The sequence below is a fragment of the Paractinoplanes globisporus DSM 43857 genome (assembly GCF_000379645.1).
GTDB classification, from domain to species: Bacteria; Actinomycetota; Actinomycetes; order Mycobacteriales; family Micromonosporaceae; genus Actinoplanes; species Actinoplanes globisporus.
This window is the reverse complement of sequence record NZ_KB903343.1, coordinates 1-14,268: the sequence shown is the minus strand read 5'-3', so window position 1 is coordinate 14,268 and position 14,268 is coordinate 1. Positions and strand designations below refer to the sequence as shown.

Sequence of the window (14,268 nt, the reverse complement as noted above, 5' to 3'; positions counted from 1 at the left end):
CTCACCGCATACCCGGCCGCCGCGGCGTGGCCCGCCCCAGCGCCGCTACCCTCCGGGCCACCGCCCGCGCTGACGCCGCCACCCGCACGCCCGCCAGCCGCACGCCCGCCAACCGCGGGACCCCCAACCGCACGCCCGCCAACCGCACGCCCGCCAACCGCGGGACCCCCAACCGCACGCCCGCCAACCGCACGCCCGCCAACCGCGGGACCCCCAACCGCGGGACCCCCAACCGCGGGACCCCCAACCGCGGGACCGCCAACCGCGGGACCGCCAACCGCGGGACCGCCAGCCGGGGCAATGCCGGGCGCGGGCCCACCAGCCGTGACGCTGCCTGACGCCGCAGAACCGCCGGGCAAGGCACCACTGGCCGCTGCGCCATCGACTCCGAGACCACCGGCCGCAGAATCCTCGGCCGCGGAGCTACCGGGCGCGACGGCACCGGACGTGACGGCACCGGACGCGACGGCACCGGACGCTGGGCGGCTGGCGGCGGGGTCGGGGGTTGGGCGGGTGGCGGCGGGGTCGGGCGCTGGGCGGCTGGCGGCGGGGTCGGGGGTTGGGCGGGTGGCGGCGGGGTCGGGTGCTGGGCGGCCGGCGGCGGTGTCGGGGGCTGGGCGGGTGGCGGCGGGGTCGGGTGCTGGGCGGCGGGTGGCGGCGGTGTTGGGGGTTGGGCGGCTGGTGGCGGGGGTGCCGTCGGCGAGGATGCCGTCGGCGGCCAGGCGGGTCAGGCGGCGTTTGGCCTCGGCGGCTCGGGATCGGGGGAGGCCGGGCATCAGGACCAGGCCGGTCTCGACGACTAGCACGTCGGTGCGGACGCCGTCGACCAGGACATTTACCACGCCGCCGATCACCGGCACGCGGGCGGGAGGGCGGCCGGCGACCGAGGGGCCGGCCGCGGTGAGGTCGATGCCCAGGGTGGCCAGGCGGTCGCGGGCCTCGCCGACGGTGGCGGGGTCGGCCGCCAGCTCGGCCGGGCCGACCAGGTCGAGGTGGCCGCCGTCGATGGCGACCAGCTCGGCGGTGCCCGTCCAGCTGTGCCGCCAGCGTGCCCGGCCGCCGTGCAGCGCGGCCAGTGCCAGCAGCAGGGTGATCAGGTCGGTGATGCGGCCGGCCGTCTCGTCGGCCGGGAGGTCGTCGAAGACCGTCTCGGCGATTTTGCGCAGGCGGCCGTCGGCGGCGAGATCGAGGACGTCGGCGACGGCGGTGACCGGGGAGCCGGCCACCCGGGAGATCGCCCGCAGCGACGCGTCGGCCTCCCGTTCCATCTCGGCGGCGCGGGCCGCGTCGAAGAACTCCTCCCAGGTCAGCACCGTGCGCCCGGCCGATGGGTACGCCACCGCCTGCAGCGCGCGGCCGAGGCCGGGCAGGCCGGGCACGAGGTCGGCGGCGGCCGGGCGCTCGGCCGGCTCGGGGCCCTCGTCGGTCAGCGCGACCAGGGCGGCGACCCGGTCGGCGAGGGGCGGGTGCGCATCCCACTCCCCCGGCGGCTCGGGCTCGAGGGCGCGCAGCCGGGCCATGTCGTCGGCGCGGGCGGCCAGCACCCGCAGGAAGCCGCCGAAAACGTCGTCGGGCACGTGCCCGGTCTGCCAGCCGGGGCTGACGTACTCCGCGTGGAACAGGCGCTGCATGGCCTCGAGCGCGGGGCCGTCGCGCAGCACCTCGGCGGCGGGCCGGCCGCCGGCGAACTCGGCGGCGATCCGGTCGGCGGCCAGTTCCTGCTCGCGGGCGAAGGGTGCGTCGACCCTGCGGTACCAGGCCGCGTACGCCCGGAGGAGCGGTCCGGCCGGGCTGCGGCGCGGGATGCGCGGCACGATGCGGGACAGGGCGACCCGCCCGCGGTAGGCCATCGGGGCCAACCGGCCCAGCCGGGGCGTGCCGTGCGCCAGCTCGTGGGCGACGGCGGCGCGCAGCCGTGGCTCGTCCCACGCCTGGAGCAGCGGGAGGCCGAGGAACAGCTCGCGACGGCCACCGCGCAGGCCGGTCAGCCGCACCCGCTCGGCCAGCGCGACGGTCGCGCCGGCGACCACGGTCAGCGCGTCGGGCGGGCGCACGCCGGCGGCGGCCGCGGCGGCGTCGGTCATCTGCCAGAGGGCGGCGGCATCGGCCCTGGTCACGGGCACGCCGGCCGGAGTGGGGTGGCGCAGGCGCAGCGCGCGGACGGTCGCCCACCAGAGCAGGCCGGCCGTGGCGATCACGAGCGGGACGGCGACCCGGATGGCCGCCGAGCCGGGCAGCACCGAGAGCACCACGAGCACGGCCAGCAGCGCCGCCACCACCTGCAGCCAGGCGACCAGCAGGAAGCCGGCGAACGTGGCGGCCGAGATCGCCGCTCGCTTGCCGTCGCGCACCGGAACCTCCGACCCCAGTCGAACAGGACGGGGCACAGCCTAAAGCGGGCCACCGACAGAAAACCCAGACGCCGGGTCCGGCGGCGGGAAGAATTAAGGAAGTCTTGTCGCGGTCGTCTCGGGCAGTCACGGGAGGGAATACGGATGGCCATGGATCGGCTCGACCAGTCCCTCGCCATCGCGATCAAGGGCTATGCCTGGCTGCCCGACCTGCGTCGCCGCCACCAGGGGCGACCGGTCGCGCTGCGGTTGCTGGGCCGGCGGGCGATCGCGATCGGCGGCCCGGCCGCGGCCCGGTTCTTCTACGACGCCGCCAACGTCGAGCGGCACGACGCGATCCCGGGGCCGGTGCTCGACACGCTGTTCGGCCGGGGCGCCGTGCACACGCTCGACGGGCGGCAGCACGACCTGCGCAAGGCGCTGTTTACAGCACTGCTCATGGGCGATGGCGTGGAGACACTCGCCAAGCTCGTGGGCGTGTCGTTCGACGAGGCGGCCGATCGGTGGCGGGGCGCCGGCGAGATCTCGCTCTTCGACGAGACGGCCGTGGTCATCTCGGACGCGGTGACCCTCTGGTGCGGCGTACGGGAAAATGAGCGGGACCGAAACGCCCTGGCGCGAGACATGATTTCGATGATCGATGGGTTCGCGACGGCTGGTCCGCGCCATGCGCGGGCCAGGCTGGCGCGACGGCGCCGGGAGCACCGCCTGGCCGAGCTCATGGAGGAGGTGCGCCGGGAGGATCCATCCCCGTGCGCGCTGTCGGCGATCGCGCACCACATGGCGGACGGCTACCTGCTGGACGCCCGCACCGCCGCGGTCGAGCTCATCAACATCATCCGGCCGGCGACGGCGATGACCTGGCTCGTCGCCTTCGCGGCGCACGCCATGGAGCTCCGGCCCGAGACCCGTGCCAAGATCGCAGATTCCGACGAGTACGCGGCGGCCTTCGTCCACGAGGTGCGCAGGTTCTATCCGTTCGCCCCGTTCCTCGCCGGCCGGGCGGCCCGTGACCTGTACTTCCAGCACACCGACATCCCGCGCGGCACGGAGCTCCTGCTCGACGTCTACGGACAGCACCACGATCCGCGGGTCTGGCCGGAGCCGTACGAGTTCCGGCCGGAGCGGTTCCTGCGGCGGCCGATCGGCGAGTTCGAGCTGATCCCGCAGGGCGGCGGCGACCCGCGCACGGGCCATCGCTGCCCGGGCGAGCAGATCACCATCGCGGTGCTCGGCACGCTCGTGCAGCGGCTGGCCCGGCTCGAGTACTACCTGCCCCCACAGGATCTCTCGATCGACATCACCCGGATTCCGGCGCGGGTGCGCAGCGGCCCAAGGATCGTCGTCCCCTGATCTTGGCAGCCCTGCTGCTACTGCCAGTCGATCTCCGGTGATCGATAGAAGTTGATGCCTTGAGCGGCCCAGCGCTGGCCGAGACCGGCCAGCCGGGCGCGGAACGAGCGCCACTGACGGTCGGCGCGCGGGGTCCAGCCGATCTCGGCGATCGCGGCCAGCCGGGGGAACGCCATGAACTGCACGTCGGCGAGCGAGCGCAGCGTCTCGGACCAGAGCGGGGCCTCGACGCCGAGCAGCGACTCCTCGCCGACGCCGGGCAGCCGGTCGGCCGGGTCCCAGTCGTAGGCGCGCTCGACGCCGACCACGCCGGCCCAGTCGAGGCCGAGCGGCGTGTCCTTGTCGTACTTCATGTCGAGGTAGCTGCGATCGGCCGGCGACATGATCACCTGGTGACCGGCCGCGGCCGCGCGGGCCACGCCGTTGTCGGCCGGCTCGATCCGCCAGTACTGCGGGATCGCGGTCGGCGGGAGGTCGACGACGGCCATCTCGTGCCAGCCGATCGCCCGCTTGCCGTACTTGCCGGCCATCGGGAGGACCCGGCGCAGGAAGGTCCGGTAGTCCTCGGGCGGGGTCGAGAACGCCTCGTCGCCGCCGATGTGCAGGTAGGGGCCGGGAGTGAGCTCGCTGACCGCGCGGATGACGTCCTCCACGAAGGCGTACGTCTCCTCCTTGCCGGCCACCAGCGAGCTGTACCCGACCTCGGCGTCGGTGCGCGGCGGCACCGGCTGCCCGTCGGCGGTGAGCTCGGGGTAGGCGACATGCACGATGTTCACGTGACCGGGCATGTCGATCTCGGGAACGATCGTGACGAACCTCGACGCCGCGTAGGCGACCAGGTCGGCGTACTCCCGGGCGGTGAAGAAGCCCGGTCCGGCGCCGTCCACGCCGGTGCCGGGGCCGCCGCCGACCTCGGTGAGGCGCGGCCAGCCGGGGATCTCCAGACGCCAGCCCTGGTCGTCGGTGAGATGCAGATGCAGATGGTTGATCTTTAGCTGGGCGATCGCGTCGATGTAGGACCGGAGGTCCTCCGGCGCGTAGAAATGCCGGGCGACGTCGAGCATCGTGCCGCGGTAGGCGAAGCGCGGCTCGTCGTCGATCCGCCCGCCCGGGATCTCGCCGGCCGGATCACCCTCCGGCAGCAGCTGCCGCAGCGTCTGCAACGCCGCGAAGAGACCTGGCTTGCTCTGGGCGCGGAGGGTCACGGTTTCCGGCGTGATTTCCAGCCGGTACGCCTCGGGGGGCTTGACGGTCTGGTAGTGACCGACGTTGTCGGACTCATCGAGCAGAATGCGGAACGAGCCGTCGACGCCGTCCGCGTGGGAGACCGGCCGGCCCGTGGCGCGCCGGAGCAGCTCGGTCAGCTGCTCGGCGATGTCCGCGGCCTCGGGAACGGCGCTCACGGACAGATCGGAGGAGATGCGGAAATTCGCGGCCGGATCGGGCCGCACCGAGACCGGAAGGGGGATCACATCGCCGAGTTGCCTGGTGAGTGCCTGCACGCGAGAAACCTTAAACTGTCTTTCCATGTCGATCACGACCCGTCGCGCCGATCTCGCCGATGCCGAACTGTTGCATGATCTCGCCGCTCGCACGTTTGAGCTAGCCTGCCCGCCCGGCACCTTGCGGGCCGACATCGAGGCGTTCATCGCGCGGCACCTGTCGCTGGAGAGTCTCCGGGGCTACCTGGCCGACCCGCGGCGGATCCTGCTGATCGCCGAGGAGGACCAGGTCGCGCTGGGGTACTCGATGCTGGTGAGCGGGCCGATCGCCGATCCGGACGTGGCCCGGGTGGTCGACGCGGAGACGAGCATCGAGCTGAGCAAGTTCTACCTGGCGGCCGACCAGCACGGGTCGGGGGTGGCGTCCACGCTGATGGCGGCCACCCTGGCCGAGGCGGCGGGGACCGGGGCGGCGTTCTGCTGGCTGGGCGTCAACCAGCTGAACGAGCGGGCCGCGAGGTTCTACGCGAAGCAGGGTTTCGAGGTGGTCGGCGAGAAGCGTTTCCTGGTCGGCGACGTGTGGCACGACGATCACGTGCGCCTGCGGCCCCTCTAGGCCGCCCCCCCCTTCTAGGCTGTGCCGATCGCTACCCAGTCGAGGTATTTGCCGGTTCGGGCGTCGCCGGAGGACTGGCCGCGGAGGCGGCGGTTCACCCAGGGCAGGACGTGCTCGCGGTAGTAGCGGGCCTCGGTCAGGACGCGGCGGCGCTCCTCGGGACCGGAGTCGATCACGTGCGCCTCGGTGGGGTGGCCGAGCGCGGTCAGCACCAGGCCGGCGACCCGGCGGTGGCCGGCCGCGTTGAGGTGCAGGCGGTCCGGCGACCAGTAGCCGGCGCGACGGATCTCCCGGTCGTGGAACACGTCGACGAAGGTGAGGTCGAAGCGGTCCGCGAACGGGGCGATCGCCTCGGTCAGCGCCTCGCCGCGTCGGCGCATCATGCCGCCGAACGGGAGCCGGTCGGACGGGTCGGCGCCGCTGAGCAGCAGCACCCGTACGCCCGCCTCGGCGCACCGGTCCAGGGCCCGCTCGGTCAGCGTGACCAGCTGCGACATGTCACTGCCGGGACGCATCATGTCGTTGCCGCCGCCGTTCAGCGAGAGCAGCGTGGGCAGGGGGTCCATGGACAGGGCCGCTTCGAGCTGGTCGGTGACGATCGCTTCCAGCAGCCGACCACGGATCGCGAGGTTCGCGTACTGGATGGTCTGTCTCTCGCCGACCGCCAAGCCGGCGGCGACGAGATCGGCCCAGCCACGCTGTGTGCCGTCCGGCATCGTGTCGCCGAGCCCCTCGGTGAAGCTGTCCCCGATCGCGACGTACCGCGTCACCACGTCCACACGCCCATTTCCCTCGCGCCGCCTTCGCCTGCCCCGCGAGATTACCGAACGGAGGCGTTCGGAAAGGCGGGGTCGTGACCCAGATCGCCCGGTGGCGCGAACCAGGCCGCGTCGCCGGGACGCACGGCCAGCTCGATCCGCAGGCGGGTCATCTCGCCGATCGGCGGGAGGGCGTCGAGCGTGAACCAGCCAACGTTCAGCGACTCGTCGTCGTTGACCCGGGCCTCGCCGCCCACCGCCCGGCAGCGGAAGCAGATGTCCACGAACTCGCACTCGTCCCCGTTCGGGTACGTGTGCGGGCGCTGGGTGAGCACGCTGGTCAGACGCTCGGGGACCACGTGCACCGCGGTCTCCTCGTAGACCTCGCGGACGACCGTCTCGGCCGGCTGCTCGCCGGGATCCATCATGCCGGCGACCAGCGACCACTCGCCGTTGTCGGCACGCTGGGCCAGCAGCAGCCGGCCCTCGTCGTCGAAGACGACCGCGCTGACCCCGGGCAGCAGCAGGCACCGCCGGCCGAGGTCCGCACGCAGGCTCTGGAGGTACGGGGATATCGGCATATCGGACAAGGTAGCCCGATCAGGCGATCAGCGGACGGATCTCCTCCGCGACCTGGCGGACGAACGCCACCGGATCGGGGTCGTCGGGGGTCGGCTGCAGGATGAGCCTGGTCGCGCCGGCCTCGGCGAACTCGCGCAGGCCGGCCGCCATCTCCTCGGGGGTGCCGGAGACGCCGGGCACGTCCATGCCCCAGCGCTGCTGCTGCTCCGCGAGTCGCTCGGCGCCCCCGGGGCCGAACGCGGCCGGGACGAAGACGACCAACTCGTGCGGCGCCGTCGCGGCGATGTGGCCGAGGGCCGTCGCGACGCCGGCCGGGGAGGTGCCGCCGGTCAGGATCGTGCCGTCGCCGACCTGCCCGCCGAGCGCCAGCGTCTTCGGGCCGGTCGACCCCACGAACAGCGGCGGGACCTCGGCGGGCGGCCAGTCGAGCTTGACGGCGTCCAGGTTCACGTACCGGCCCTTGGTCGTGACCTCCTCACCGCGCAGGAGGGAGCGCAATGCCGTCGCGTACTCCCGAAGAAGCGTGAGTGGCGACGCCGCGCGAGCACCGACCTGGCCCATCCAGTCCTGCACGCCGTGGCCGATGCCGGGCAGGGCGCGGCCGCCGGAGAAGCGCGCCAGCGTCGCGATCTCCATGGCGGTCAGGGCGACGTTCCGGAACGGCAGCGGCATGATCCCGATGCCGACCTTGAGGTTCTCGGTCCAGGCCAGGGCCGCGGCGGCGGACGAGACACCGCCGTTGAGGAAGCAGTCCTCCCACAGCCACAGCTCCTCGAGCCCGGCCTCGTCGGCGGCGCGGGCGATGGCCCGCAGGCTCTCCGGCGGGTTCTGCGGCAGCGAGATGGCACCAATGATCGTCATGACTGCTCACTCTGCCACTCGAGGCGCGCACGCATGAGGGCGAAACCGAGCAGGTTGAGACCGCGCCAGCGGGCGGGATCGGTGGCGCGCTCGTCGGCGGCGGCCAGCCCGATGCCCCACACCCGGTCGGTGGGGCTCGCTTCGACCAGCACCCGGTCGCCGGTGCCGACCAGCCAGTCGCGCAGGTCGGGGTGCTGCCCGAACTTGTGCCGGCTCGCCTCGGTCACGATCGCGAAGCGGTGCTCGGCCCAGGTCGGCCCGTCAAATCCGGCCACGGCGCGGCCGAGCATCTTCGCCTCACGCGGGTGGCCGGCGGCGACGATGCGTTCGGCCGTCGCCCGGTCGTCGAAAAGCAGGGCCTTGCGCCACATCATGTAATGCTCGGCGGACCGGAACAGGACACCGTCCACGGTGAACTCGACCGGCCACCACTGGCTGAGGCACCCGGGGCCGATGCTTCCGTCGCGTTGCGGGCGATGCCCCCAGAACAGCAGAAACTCGAGCCGGTCGGCCCGGGCCAGCAGGTCGTCGACGGTGCTTGGTGGCGGGTTCATGGCGTTCATTCTGCGGAGGGAAAGGCGCGGGCGCAGCCCACTTCCGGGCCGGTTGGATATCCAGTAAATCTTATATAAGCTGCGGCTTAGATAGGGCCGGAAGTTGTCGGAGGGCGCCGATAGCTTTCTCGTGCGGATCGGCGCCACGGGGGCGCCGATCCGTGAAGACCGACGCCGGCTCGGGAGACACCGGCGGCGGCTGACGTGGGAGGCGCGGGCGCAGCGCCGTCGGGTGCGGGCGCGGCAAGCGTGGGCTTGGGCGCGGCAAGCGCGGGCGTGGGGCGCGGCAAGCGCGGGCGTGGGGCGCGGCAAGCGCGGGCGTGGGGCGCGGCAAGCGCGGGCGCGGCAAGCGCGGCGCAGCAAGGCGTGGGCGTCGCCGCGGTTGGCGCGCGGGCGCAGCGCCGCCGGGCGTGGGCGCGGCAAGCGCGCGCATGGGCGCGGCAAGCGCGGGCATGGGCGCGGCAAGCGCGGGCATGGGCGCGGCAAGCGCGGGCGTGGGCGCCGCGAGCGCGGCAAGCGCGGGGCGGCAAGGCGTGGGCGTCGCCGCGGTTGGCGCGCGGGCGCAGCGCCGTCGGGCGCGGGTGCGGGAAGCGTAGGCGCGGCGCGCGCGGGCGCAGGGCCGCCCGGCGTGGGCGCGGCAAGCGCGGGCGTGGGCGCGGCAAGCGCGGGCGTGGGCGCGGCAAGCGCGGGCGTGGGCGCGGCAAGCGCGGCGCGGCAAGGCGCGGGCTTCGCCGCGGTTGGCGCGCGTGCGCAGCGCCGTCGGGCGCGGCAGGCGCGCGACCGCACGGCCGTCGGGCGCGGTCCAGGGGCTTGGGCGCGGCAAGCACGGGCGTGGGCGCGACAGGCGCGGATGCAGGGCCGTTGGGCGCGGGAGGCGCGGGCGCGGGAGGCGGGGGCGCCGCAATGCAGGCGCGGGCACGGGAGGCGCGGGCGCCGCAATGCAGGCGCGGGCGCGGGAACGCGGGCGGGCGTCGCGAGCGTGGGCTCGGCTAGGTGGTGCCGTTTAGTAGGAGTTCGGCGGTGGTGCGGACGCGGGTGCGGAGTTCTTCGGGGGACTCGATGGTGAAGGGGACGCCCATTACGCCTAGGACCATGACTGGCCAGGAGAGGTCGTCGACGTTCATGCGGAGGCGGCAGGAGGTTGCGTCGGGAGTGTCGGTGGGGAGGGGGTCGACTGTGCCCCAGTGGCCTACTACGGCTCGGACCTGGGCGGGTGGGGCCTGGAGGGTTACGGCTACGTCGTAGCGGGTGGGGATGGCGGCTATGCGGGAGCGTAGCCAGGCCACGGGATCGCCGCCGGGGATGTCGCGTGGGCGGAAGCGGGCGCCGGTGGGGGTCGGGTCGGTGAGGCGGTCGAGGCGGAAGTTGCGCCAGTCGGCTCGGTCGAGGTCCCAGGCGATCAGGTACCAGCGGCGGCCGAGCGGGACCAGGCGGTGGGGCTCTACGTGGCGGGGGGAGGCGTCGCGTTCGCGTGGGGCGTAGGTGAAGCGGAGGCGCTCCTCGCCTCGGGTGGCCAGGGCGACCGTGGTGAGGACGGCGGCGTCGAGGGTGGGGCCGCCGCCGAAGACGCCGGGAGTGGTGACGGCGCGCAGCGCGTCTATGCGTTTGCGCAGGCGTGGAGGGAGGAGCTGGATGACTTTGGCCAGTGCGCGGACCGAGGTCTCCTCGAAGCCGGTGACCGCGCCGGCTGCGGCGGTGCGCAGGCCCACGGCGATGGCTACGGCCTCGTCGTCGTCCAGCAGCAGCGGGGGGACGGCGGCGCCGGCCTGCAACTGGTAGCCGCCGGCCGCGCCGCGGTTGGCGTCGACCGGGTAGCCGAGGTCGCGCAGGCGGTCCACGTCGCGGCGGAGCGTGCGGGGGCTGACCTCCAGGCGGTCGGCCAACTCCGCGCCGGGCCAGTAGCGGTGGGTCTGCAGCAGGGAGAGGAGCCGCAGCATCCGGGCACTCGTGTTCGCCATGAATACAGACTCCGCCGGATTGAGGCCAGAAACTGTCCGCAACGAACTCTAGCGTCGGATGTATGGAAATGATCGAGACACGAGGACTGACCAAACACTTCAAGGATGTGCGGGCCGTCGACGGCATCGATCTCACGGTGGCGCGGGGCGAGCTCGTGGCGCTGCTCGGGCCGAACGGGGCCGGCAAGTCGACCACGCTGCGGATGCTGACCACGCTGATCCCGCCCACCTCCGGCACCGCCCGCGTGGCCGGCTTCGACGTGGTCCGCCGGCAGCGCGAGGTGCGGCAGCGGATCGGATACATCGGGCAGGGCAACGGCGCCGGGCACAGCCAGCGCGGCCGCGACGAGCTGATCAGTCAGGGACGCGCGTACGGGATGGGGGTGCGCGCCGCTCGTGCCCGGGCCGCCGAACTGATCGACTCGCTCGGGCTGGGCGAGGTGGCCGATCGGACCGTGGCGACCCTCTCCGGTGGGCAGCGCCGGCGGCTCGACATCGCGATGGGCCTCATCCACGCGCCGGGGCTGCTCTTTCTCGACGAGCCGTCGACCGGGCTCGATCCGCAGAACCGGGCCAACCTGCAGGAGCACATTTTGCGGCTGCGCGCCGAGCACGACACGACGATCGTGCTGACCACGCACTACCTCGACGAGGCCGACTCGATGGCGGAACGGGTGATCGTCGTCGACCACGGGCGGGTCATCGCGGACGACAGCCCGGAGCGGCTCAAGGCCGAGCACGTCGGCGACACCATCCTGCTCGGCTTCGACACGGAGGCCGACACGACGCGAGCGGCCCGCGTGCTTCTGGGTCGCGAGCTCACCGCGTACGGGCAAGAACTGAAGATCCGCACGCAGAGTGGGCCGCGGCAGGTGCCGGGGATGCTCGAGGATCTGCGGCTTGCCGGCCTGCCGGCGGTGTCGGTCGAGGTGGCGCGGCCGACGCTCGACGACGTCTTTCTGCAGCTCACCGGCCGCAGCCTGCGCGAGGGCGGCGCCGGCCACCAGAGCGAGCCGACCCGGGAACTCGTGGAGGTCTGAGATGCTCACCGACACCCTCACCGTGTTCAGCCGCGAGCTTCGGCCGAGCCTGCGCAACCCGTTCACGATCATCATCTCGATGGTGCAGCCGCTGGTGTTCCTGGCGCTGTTCGCGCCGCTGCTGCCCGGATCCGACTCGCTGCGCTGGTTCGTGCCCGGCATCGTCGTCATGTCGTGCCTGTTCGCGGCCTCGATGACCGGGTCGAACCTGCTCTTCGAGATCCAGACCGGCTCGCACGAGCGGATGCTGGTCACCCCGCTGCGCCGGCCGGCCCTGCTGATCGGGCGCGCGCTGAAGGAGATCGTCCCGATGGTGGCGCAGGCGGCGCTGATCGTGATCGTCTGCCTGCCGTTCGGGTACCGGCTCAGCGTCGGGGGTGCGCTGCTCGGCCTGATCATCCTGGCCGGTTTCTGCGTGGGGCTCGGCGCGCTCTCCTACACGCTGGCGCTCGCCTCCAAGCAGCAGGAATGGCTGTTCTGGACCGTACAGCAGACGTTGCTTTTCCCGATTTTGCTGCTCGCCGGAGTGCTGCTGCCGATCGACGGCGGCCCGGGCTGGCTGCGGGCGCTCGCGGCGTGGAACCCGCTGCGGTACGTCGTGGACGCCGAACGGGCGCTGTTCACGGGCGACCTGTGGGCGTCGACGACGATCACCGGCTTGCTCGCCGCCGCCATCGTGGGAACCCTGGGCCTGGTGATCGGCGTGCGTGCGATGCGACGATCCGCCTGACCGATACGGTCGGCCCGGGCAGCGTACGTGTGCAGACAGGGGTCGACGGATGTTCGGGTTGCGCAGGCGTGGGACGGCGCCGGTCACGGAGCGCCTTCCGCGGGCGATCGGGCGGCTCATCGAGGGCATAGCCCCACGCCCCGAGCGGGCCGTCCCGGCGCCGCGCCGGCACAACCCGGACGCCGTCGTCGACTGTGCGGTCTACGCGGCCGGGGCACGGCGGCCCGGCGCGATCCACTACACGGAGGCGGCCCGGGCGGCACGGCGGCGGCGCGGCTCGTTCGTCTGGCTCGGCCTGCACGAGCCGGACCGGGCCACGATGCGGTCGATCGCCGAGTCCTTCGGCCTGCACGAGCTGGTCGTCGAGCAGGCGGTGGAGCCCGGGCACCGGCCGTCGCTGGAGACGATCGGCGACGTGACGCGGCTGGTGATGCGTACCGCGCGCTACGTCGAGCACGAGGAGCTCACCGCCACGTCGGAGGTCGTCGACACCGGCGACGTGACCGTGCTGATCGGGCCGTGGTTCGTGATCAGCATCCGGCACGGTGCGGCCGGCGCGCTCTGGCAGGTGCGGCGTGAGCTGGAGAAACGGCAGACGGTGCTGCGGCTGGGCCCGTGGGCGGTGGCGTACGCGATCGCCGACCGGATGGTCGACGAGTATCTGGACGTCGCCGGGGCGGTCGAACGGGACCTCGAACGGCTCGAGGAGGAGACGTTCTCGTTGCAGCTCTCCCCCGAGATCGCCCACTTCTACCAGCTGAAGCGCGAGATGGTGGAGTTCAAGCGGGCGGTGCTGCCGCTGCCGGAGCCGCTGGGCCGGCTGCTCACCCTGCCGGGGCTGCCCGCGGGGCTGCGCCCTTACTTCGTCGACGTGCAGGGGCGGCTCGCCCGGGCCGTCGACCGGGTGGCCGGCTTCGACGATCTGCTCAACTCGATCCTGCAGGCCCGGCTCACCCAGGTCTCGATGAGTCAGAACAACGACATGCGCATGATCGCGTCCTGGGCGGCGATCGCGGCGGTCCCGACGGTCCTGGCCGGGGTGTACGGGATGAACTTCACGCGGATGCCCTGGCTGGATTCGGATTACGGCTTTACCGGGATCGTGGCGGTGATGGCCGTCATCTGCGGGGGGCTGTATTGGCGGTTCAAGAAGGCGGGGTGGCTGTAGTTCGGCTTTCGGTCTGTAGTTCGGCTCGCGGCCCGCAGATCAACTTCCCGCCGGCAACAAAGATCATCCGAACGGCCAGGGGGCGACTCCGCCCGCTGTTGTGTCCACTCCGGACAGCACGGGCGACCCCGCCCGCTCTCCCGTAGCCCGACATTACGACGAGTTACTAGCTTTGATCTCGTCGACGACGGCGGCTGTCGGTCCGCGCGTCGTCGAACGAGAGGACCTGCGCCCGGCCGGTACTGCCCCCCAGCCGGCCGGGCGCATCCCTTTTATATGTTCGGCGAAGATCGCCGCGTAGAGGCCGCGCTCTGGGATCTCCCATGGAGCCTAGAAGGCTGGGTGGGGGAATGTGCCCTTTCCCGCCGAAATGGCCCAAATCTTTGGGGGAGGGTGGTTGCGGCGCGGTCAGTGGTTGCCGTGCTGGCCCTGACCGCTGCCGCTGCCCTGACCGCCCTGGCCACCGCCGTTGCCCTGACCGCCCTGACCGCCCTGGCCGTTGCCGTTGCCCTGGCCACCCTGGCCACCGCCGCTGCCCTGACCGCCCTGACCGTTGCCGTTGCCCTGGCCACCCTGACCGCCCTGGCCGCCGTTGTTGCCCAGGCCGCCGTTGTTGCCCTGGCCGCCGCTGTTGCCCTGGCCGCCGTTGTTGCCCTGGTTGCCCTGGCCGCCGCCGTTGCCCTGGTTGCCCTGCCCGGCACCACTGCCCTGACCCGCACCGCTGCCCTGGCCGCCGGCGCCGCCCTGGCCCGCGCTGCCGCCCTGCCCGGCGCCACCACCCTGCCCGGCGCCACCACCCTGCCCGGCGCCACCACCCTGCCCGGCGCCACCACCCTGCCCGGCGCCACCACCCTG

At 73.1% G+C, this 14,268-nt stretch carries 13 protein-coding genes; 6 read left to right on the top strand and 7 right to left on the bottom strand.

Annotated elements, in window-relative coordinates:
• Nucleotides 1-2,351, bottom strand: a 2,351-nt coding sequence (locus A3CQ_RS63865) for a M48 family metallopeptidase (RefSeq protein ID WP_020517408.1), incomplete at its 3' end; no start/stop codon positions are given.
• A gap of 144 nt (nt 2,352-2,495) precedes the next feature.
• Between A3CQ_RS63865 and A3CQ_RS0144275 the strand changes: the two genes are divergently transcribed.
• Nucleotides 2,496-3,704 (top strand): cytochrome P450, encoded by a 1,209-nt coding sequence (locus A3CQ_RS0144275; protein WP_245577643.1) that lies wholly within the window; start codon nt 2,496-2,498, stop codon nt 3,702-3,704.
• A gap of 17 nt (nt 3,705-3,721) precedes the next feature.
• On the opposite strand, the gene A3CQ_RS0144270 is transcribed toward A3CQ_RS0144275, so the two are convergent.
• Complete coding sequence (locus A3CQ_RS0144270) at nt 3,722-5,206, bottom strand: beta-N-acetylhexosaminidase (RefSeq protein WP_020517406.1); 1,485 nt, start codon at nt 5,204-5,206, stop codon at nt 3,722-3,724.
• 25 nt (nt 5,207-5,231) lie between these two features.
• On the opposite strand from A3CQ_RS0144270, the gene A3CQ_RS0144265 reads away from it, so the two are divergent.
• Complete coding sequence (locus tag A3CQ_RS0144265; protein ID WP_020517405.1) at nt 5,232-5,762, top strand: GNAT family N-acetyltransferase; 531 nt, start codon at nt 5,232-5,234, stop codon at nt 5,760-5,762.
• A 14-nt stretch (nt 5,763-5,776) separates the two neighbouring features.
• Here A3CQ_RS0144265 and A3CQ_RS63860 read toward each other — a convergent pair whose 3' ends face one another.
• The 5 genes from A3CQ_RS63860 to A3CQ_RS0144240 form a co-directional block, all read right to left on the bottom strand.
• Nucleotides 5,777-6,541, bottom strand: a complete 765-nt coding sequence (locus tag A3CQ_RS63860) for an SGNH/GDSL hydrolase family protein (RefSeq protein WP_020517404.1) — start codon at nt 6,539-6,541, stop codon at nt 5,777-5,779.
• A 41-nt stretch (nt 6,542-6,582) separates the two neighbouring features.
• Complete coding sequence (locus tag A3CQ_RS0144255) at nt 6,583-7,101, bottom strand: NUDIX hydrolase (RefSeq protein ID WP_020517403.1); 519 nt, start codon at nt 7,099-7,101, stop codon at nt 6,583-6,585.
• A gap of 19 nt (nt 7,102-7,120) precedes the next feature.
• Complete coding sequence (locus tag A3CQ_RS0144250) at nt 7,121-7,963, bottom strand: LLM class flavin-dependent oxidoreductase (protein WP_020517402.1); 843 nt, start codon at nt 7,961-7,963, stop codon at nt 7,121-7,123.
• A complete protein-coding gene (gene ybiA / locus A3CQ_RS0144245; protein ID WP_020517401.1) occupies nt 7,960-8,517 on the bottom strand; it encodes a riboflavin biosynthesis intermediates N-glycosidase in 558 nt (185 codons plus the stop codon). Before ybiA ends, A3CQ_RS0144250 begins: the two co-directional genes overlap by 4 nt.
• Nucleotides 8,518-9,506: 989 nt before the next feature.
• Nucleotides 9,507-10,475, bottom strand: a complete 969-nt coding sequence (locus A3CQ_RS0144240; protein WP_026206879.1) for a helix-turn-helix transcriptional regulator — start codon at nt 10,473-10,475, stop codon at nt 9,507-9,509.
• A 68-nt stretch (nt 10,476-10,543) separates the two neighbouring features.
• On the opposite strand from A3CQ_RS0144240, the gene A3CQ_RS0144235 reads away from it, so the two are divergent.
• From A3CQ_RS0144235 to A3CQ_RS58275, 4 genes are all read left to right on the top strand, one after another.
• Complete coding sequence (locus tag A3CQ_RS0144235) at nt 10,544-11,515, top strand: ATP-binding cassette domain-containing protein (RefSeq protein WP_020517399.1); 972 nt, start codon at nt 10,544-10,546, stop codon at nt 11,513-11,515.
• Between the two features lies 1 nt (nt 11,516).
• Nucleotides 11,517-12,245, top strand: a complete 729-nt coding sequence (locus A3CQ_RS0144230; RefSeq protein ID WP_020517398.1) for an ABC transporter permease — start codon at nt 11,517-11,519, stop codon at nt 12,243-12,245.
• Nucleotides 12,246-12,294: 49 nt separating this feature from the next.
• Nucleotides 12,295-13,413 (top strand): magnesium and cobalt transport protein CorA, encoded by a 1,119-nt coding sequence (locus A3CQ_RS0144225; RefSeq protein WP_020517397.1) that lies wholly within the window; start codon nt 12,295-12,297, stop codon nt 13,411-13,413.
• Between the two features lie 420 nt (nt 13,414-13,833).
• Nucleotides 13,834-14,268, top strand: a 435-nt coding sequence (locus tag A3CQ_RS58275) for a hypothetical protein (RefSeq protein ID WP_211216801.1), incomplete at its 3' end; no start/stop codon positions are given.

Coding starts and splice junctions, on each gene's coding strand:
- A3CQ_RS0144235 (WP_020517399.1), top strand. CDS start 10,544: ATGATCGAGACACGAGGACTGACCAAACACTTCAAGGATGTGCGGGCC.
- A3CQ_RS0144240 (WP_026206879.1), bottom strand. CDS start 10,475: ATGGCGAACACGAGTGCCCGGATGCTGCGGCTCCTCTCCCTGCTGCAG.
- A3CQ_RS0144275 (WP_245577643.1), top strand. CDS start 2,496: ATGGCCATGGATCGGCTCGACCAGTCCCTCGCCATCGCGATCAAGGGC.
- A3CQ_RS0144255 (WP_020517403.1), bottom strand. CDS start 7,101: ATGCCGATATCCCCGTACCTCCAGAGCCTGCGTGCGGACCTCGGCCGG.
- A3CQ_RS0144230 (WP_020517398.1), top strand. CDS start 11,517: ATGCTCACCGACACCCTCACCGTGTTCAGCCGCGAGCTTCGGCCGAGC.
- A3CQ_RS0144265 (WP_020517405.1), top strand. CDS start 5,232: ATGTCGATCACGACCCGTCGCGCCGATCTCGCCGATGCCGAACTGTTG.
- ybiA (WP_020517401.1), bottom strand. CDS start 8,517: ATGAACCCGCCACCAAGCACCGTCGACGACCTGCTGGCCCGGGCCGAC.
- A3CQ_RS0144250 (WP_020517402.1), bottom strand. CDS start 7,963: ATGACGATCATTGGTGCCATCTCGCTGCCGCAGAACCCGCCGGAGAGC.
- A3CQ_RS0144225 (WP_020517397.1), top strand. CDS start 12,295: ATGTTCGGGTTGCGCAGGCGTGGGACGGCGCCGGTCACGGAGCGCCTT.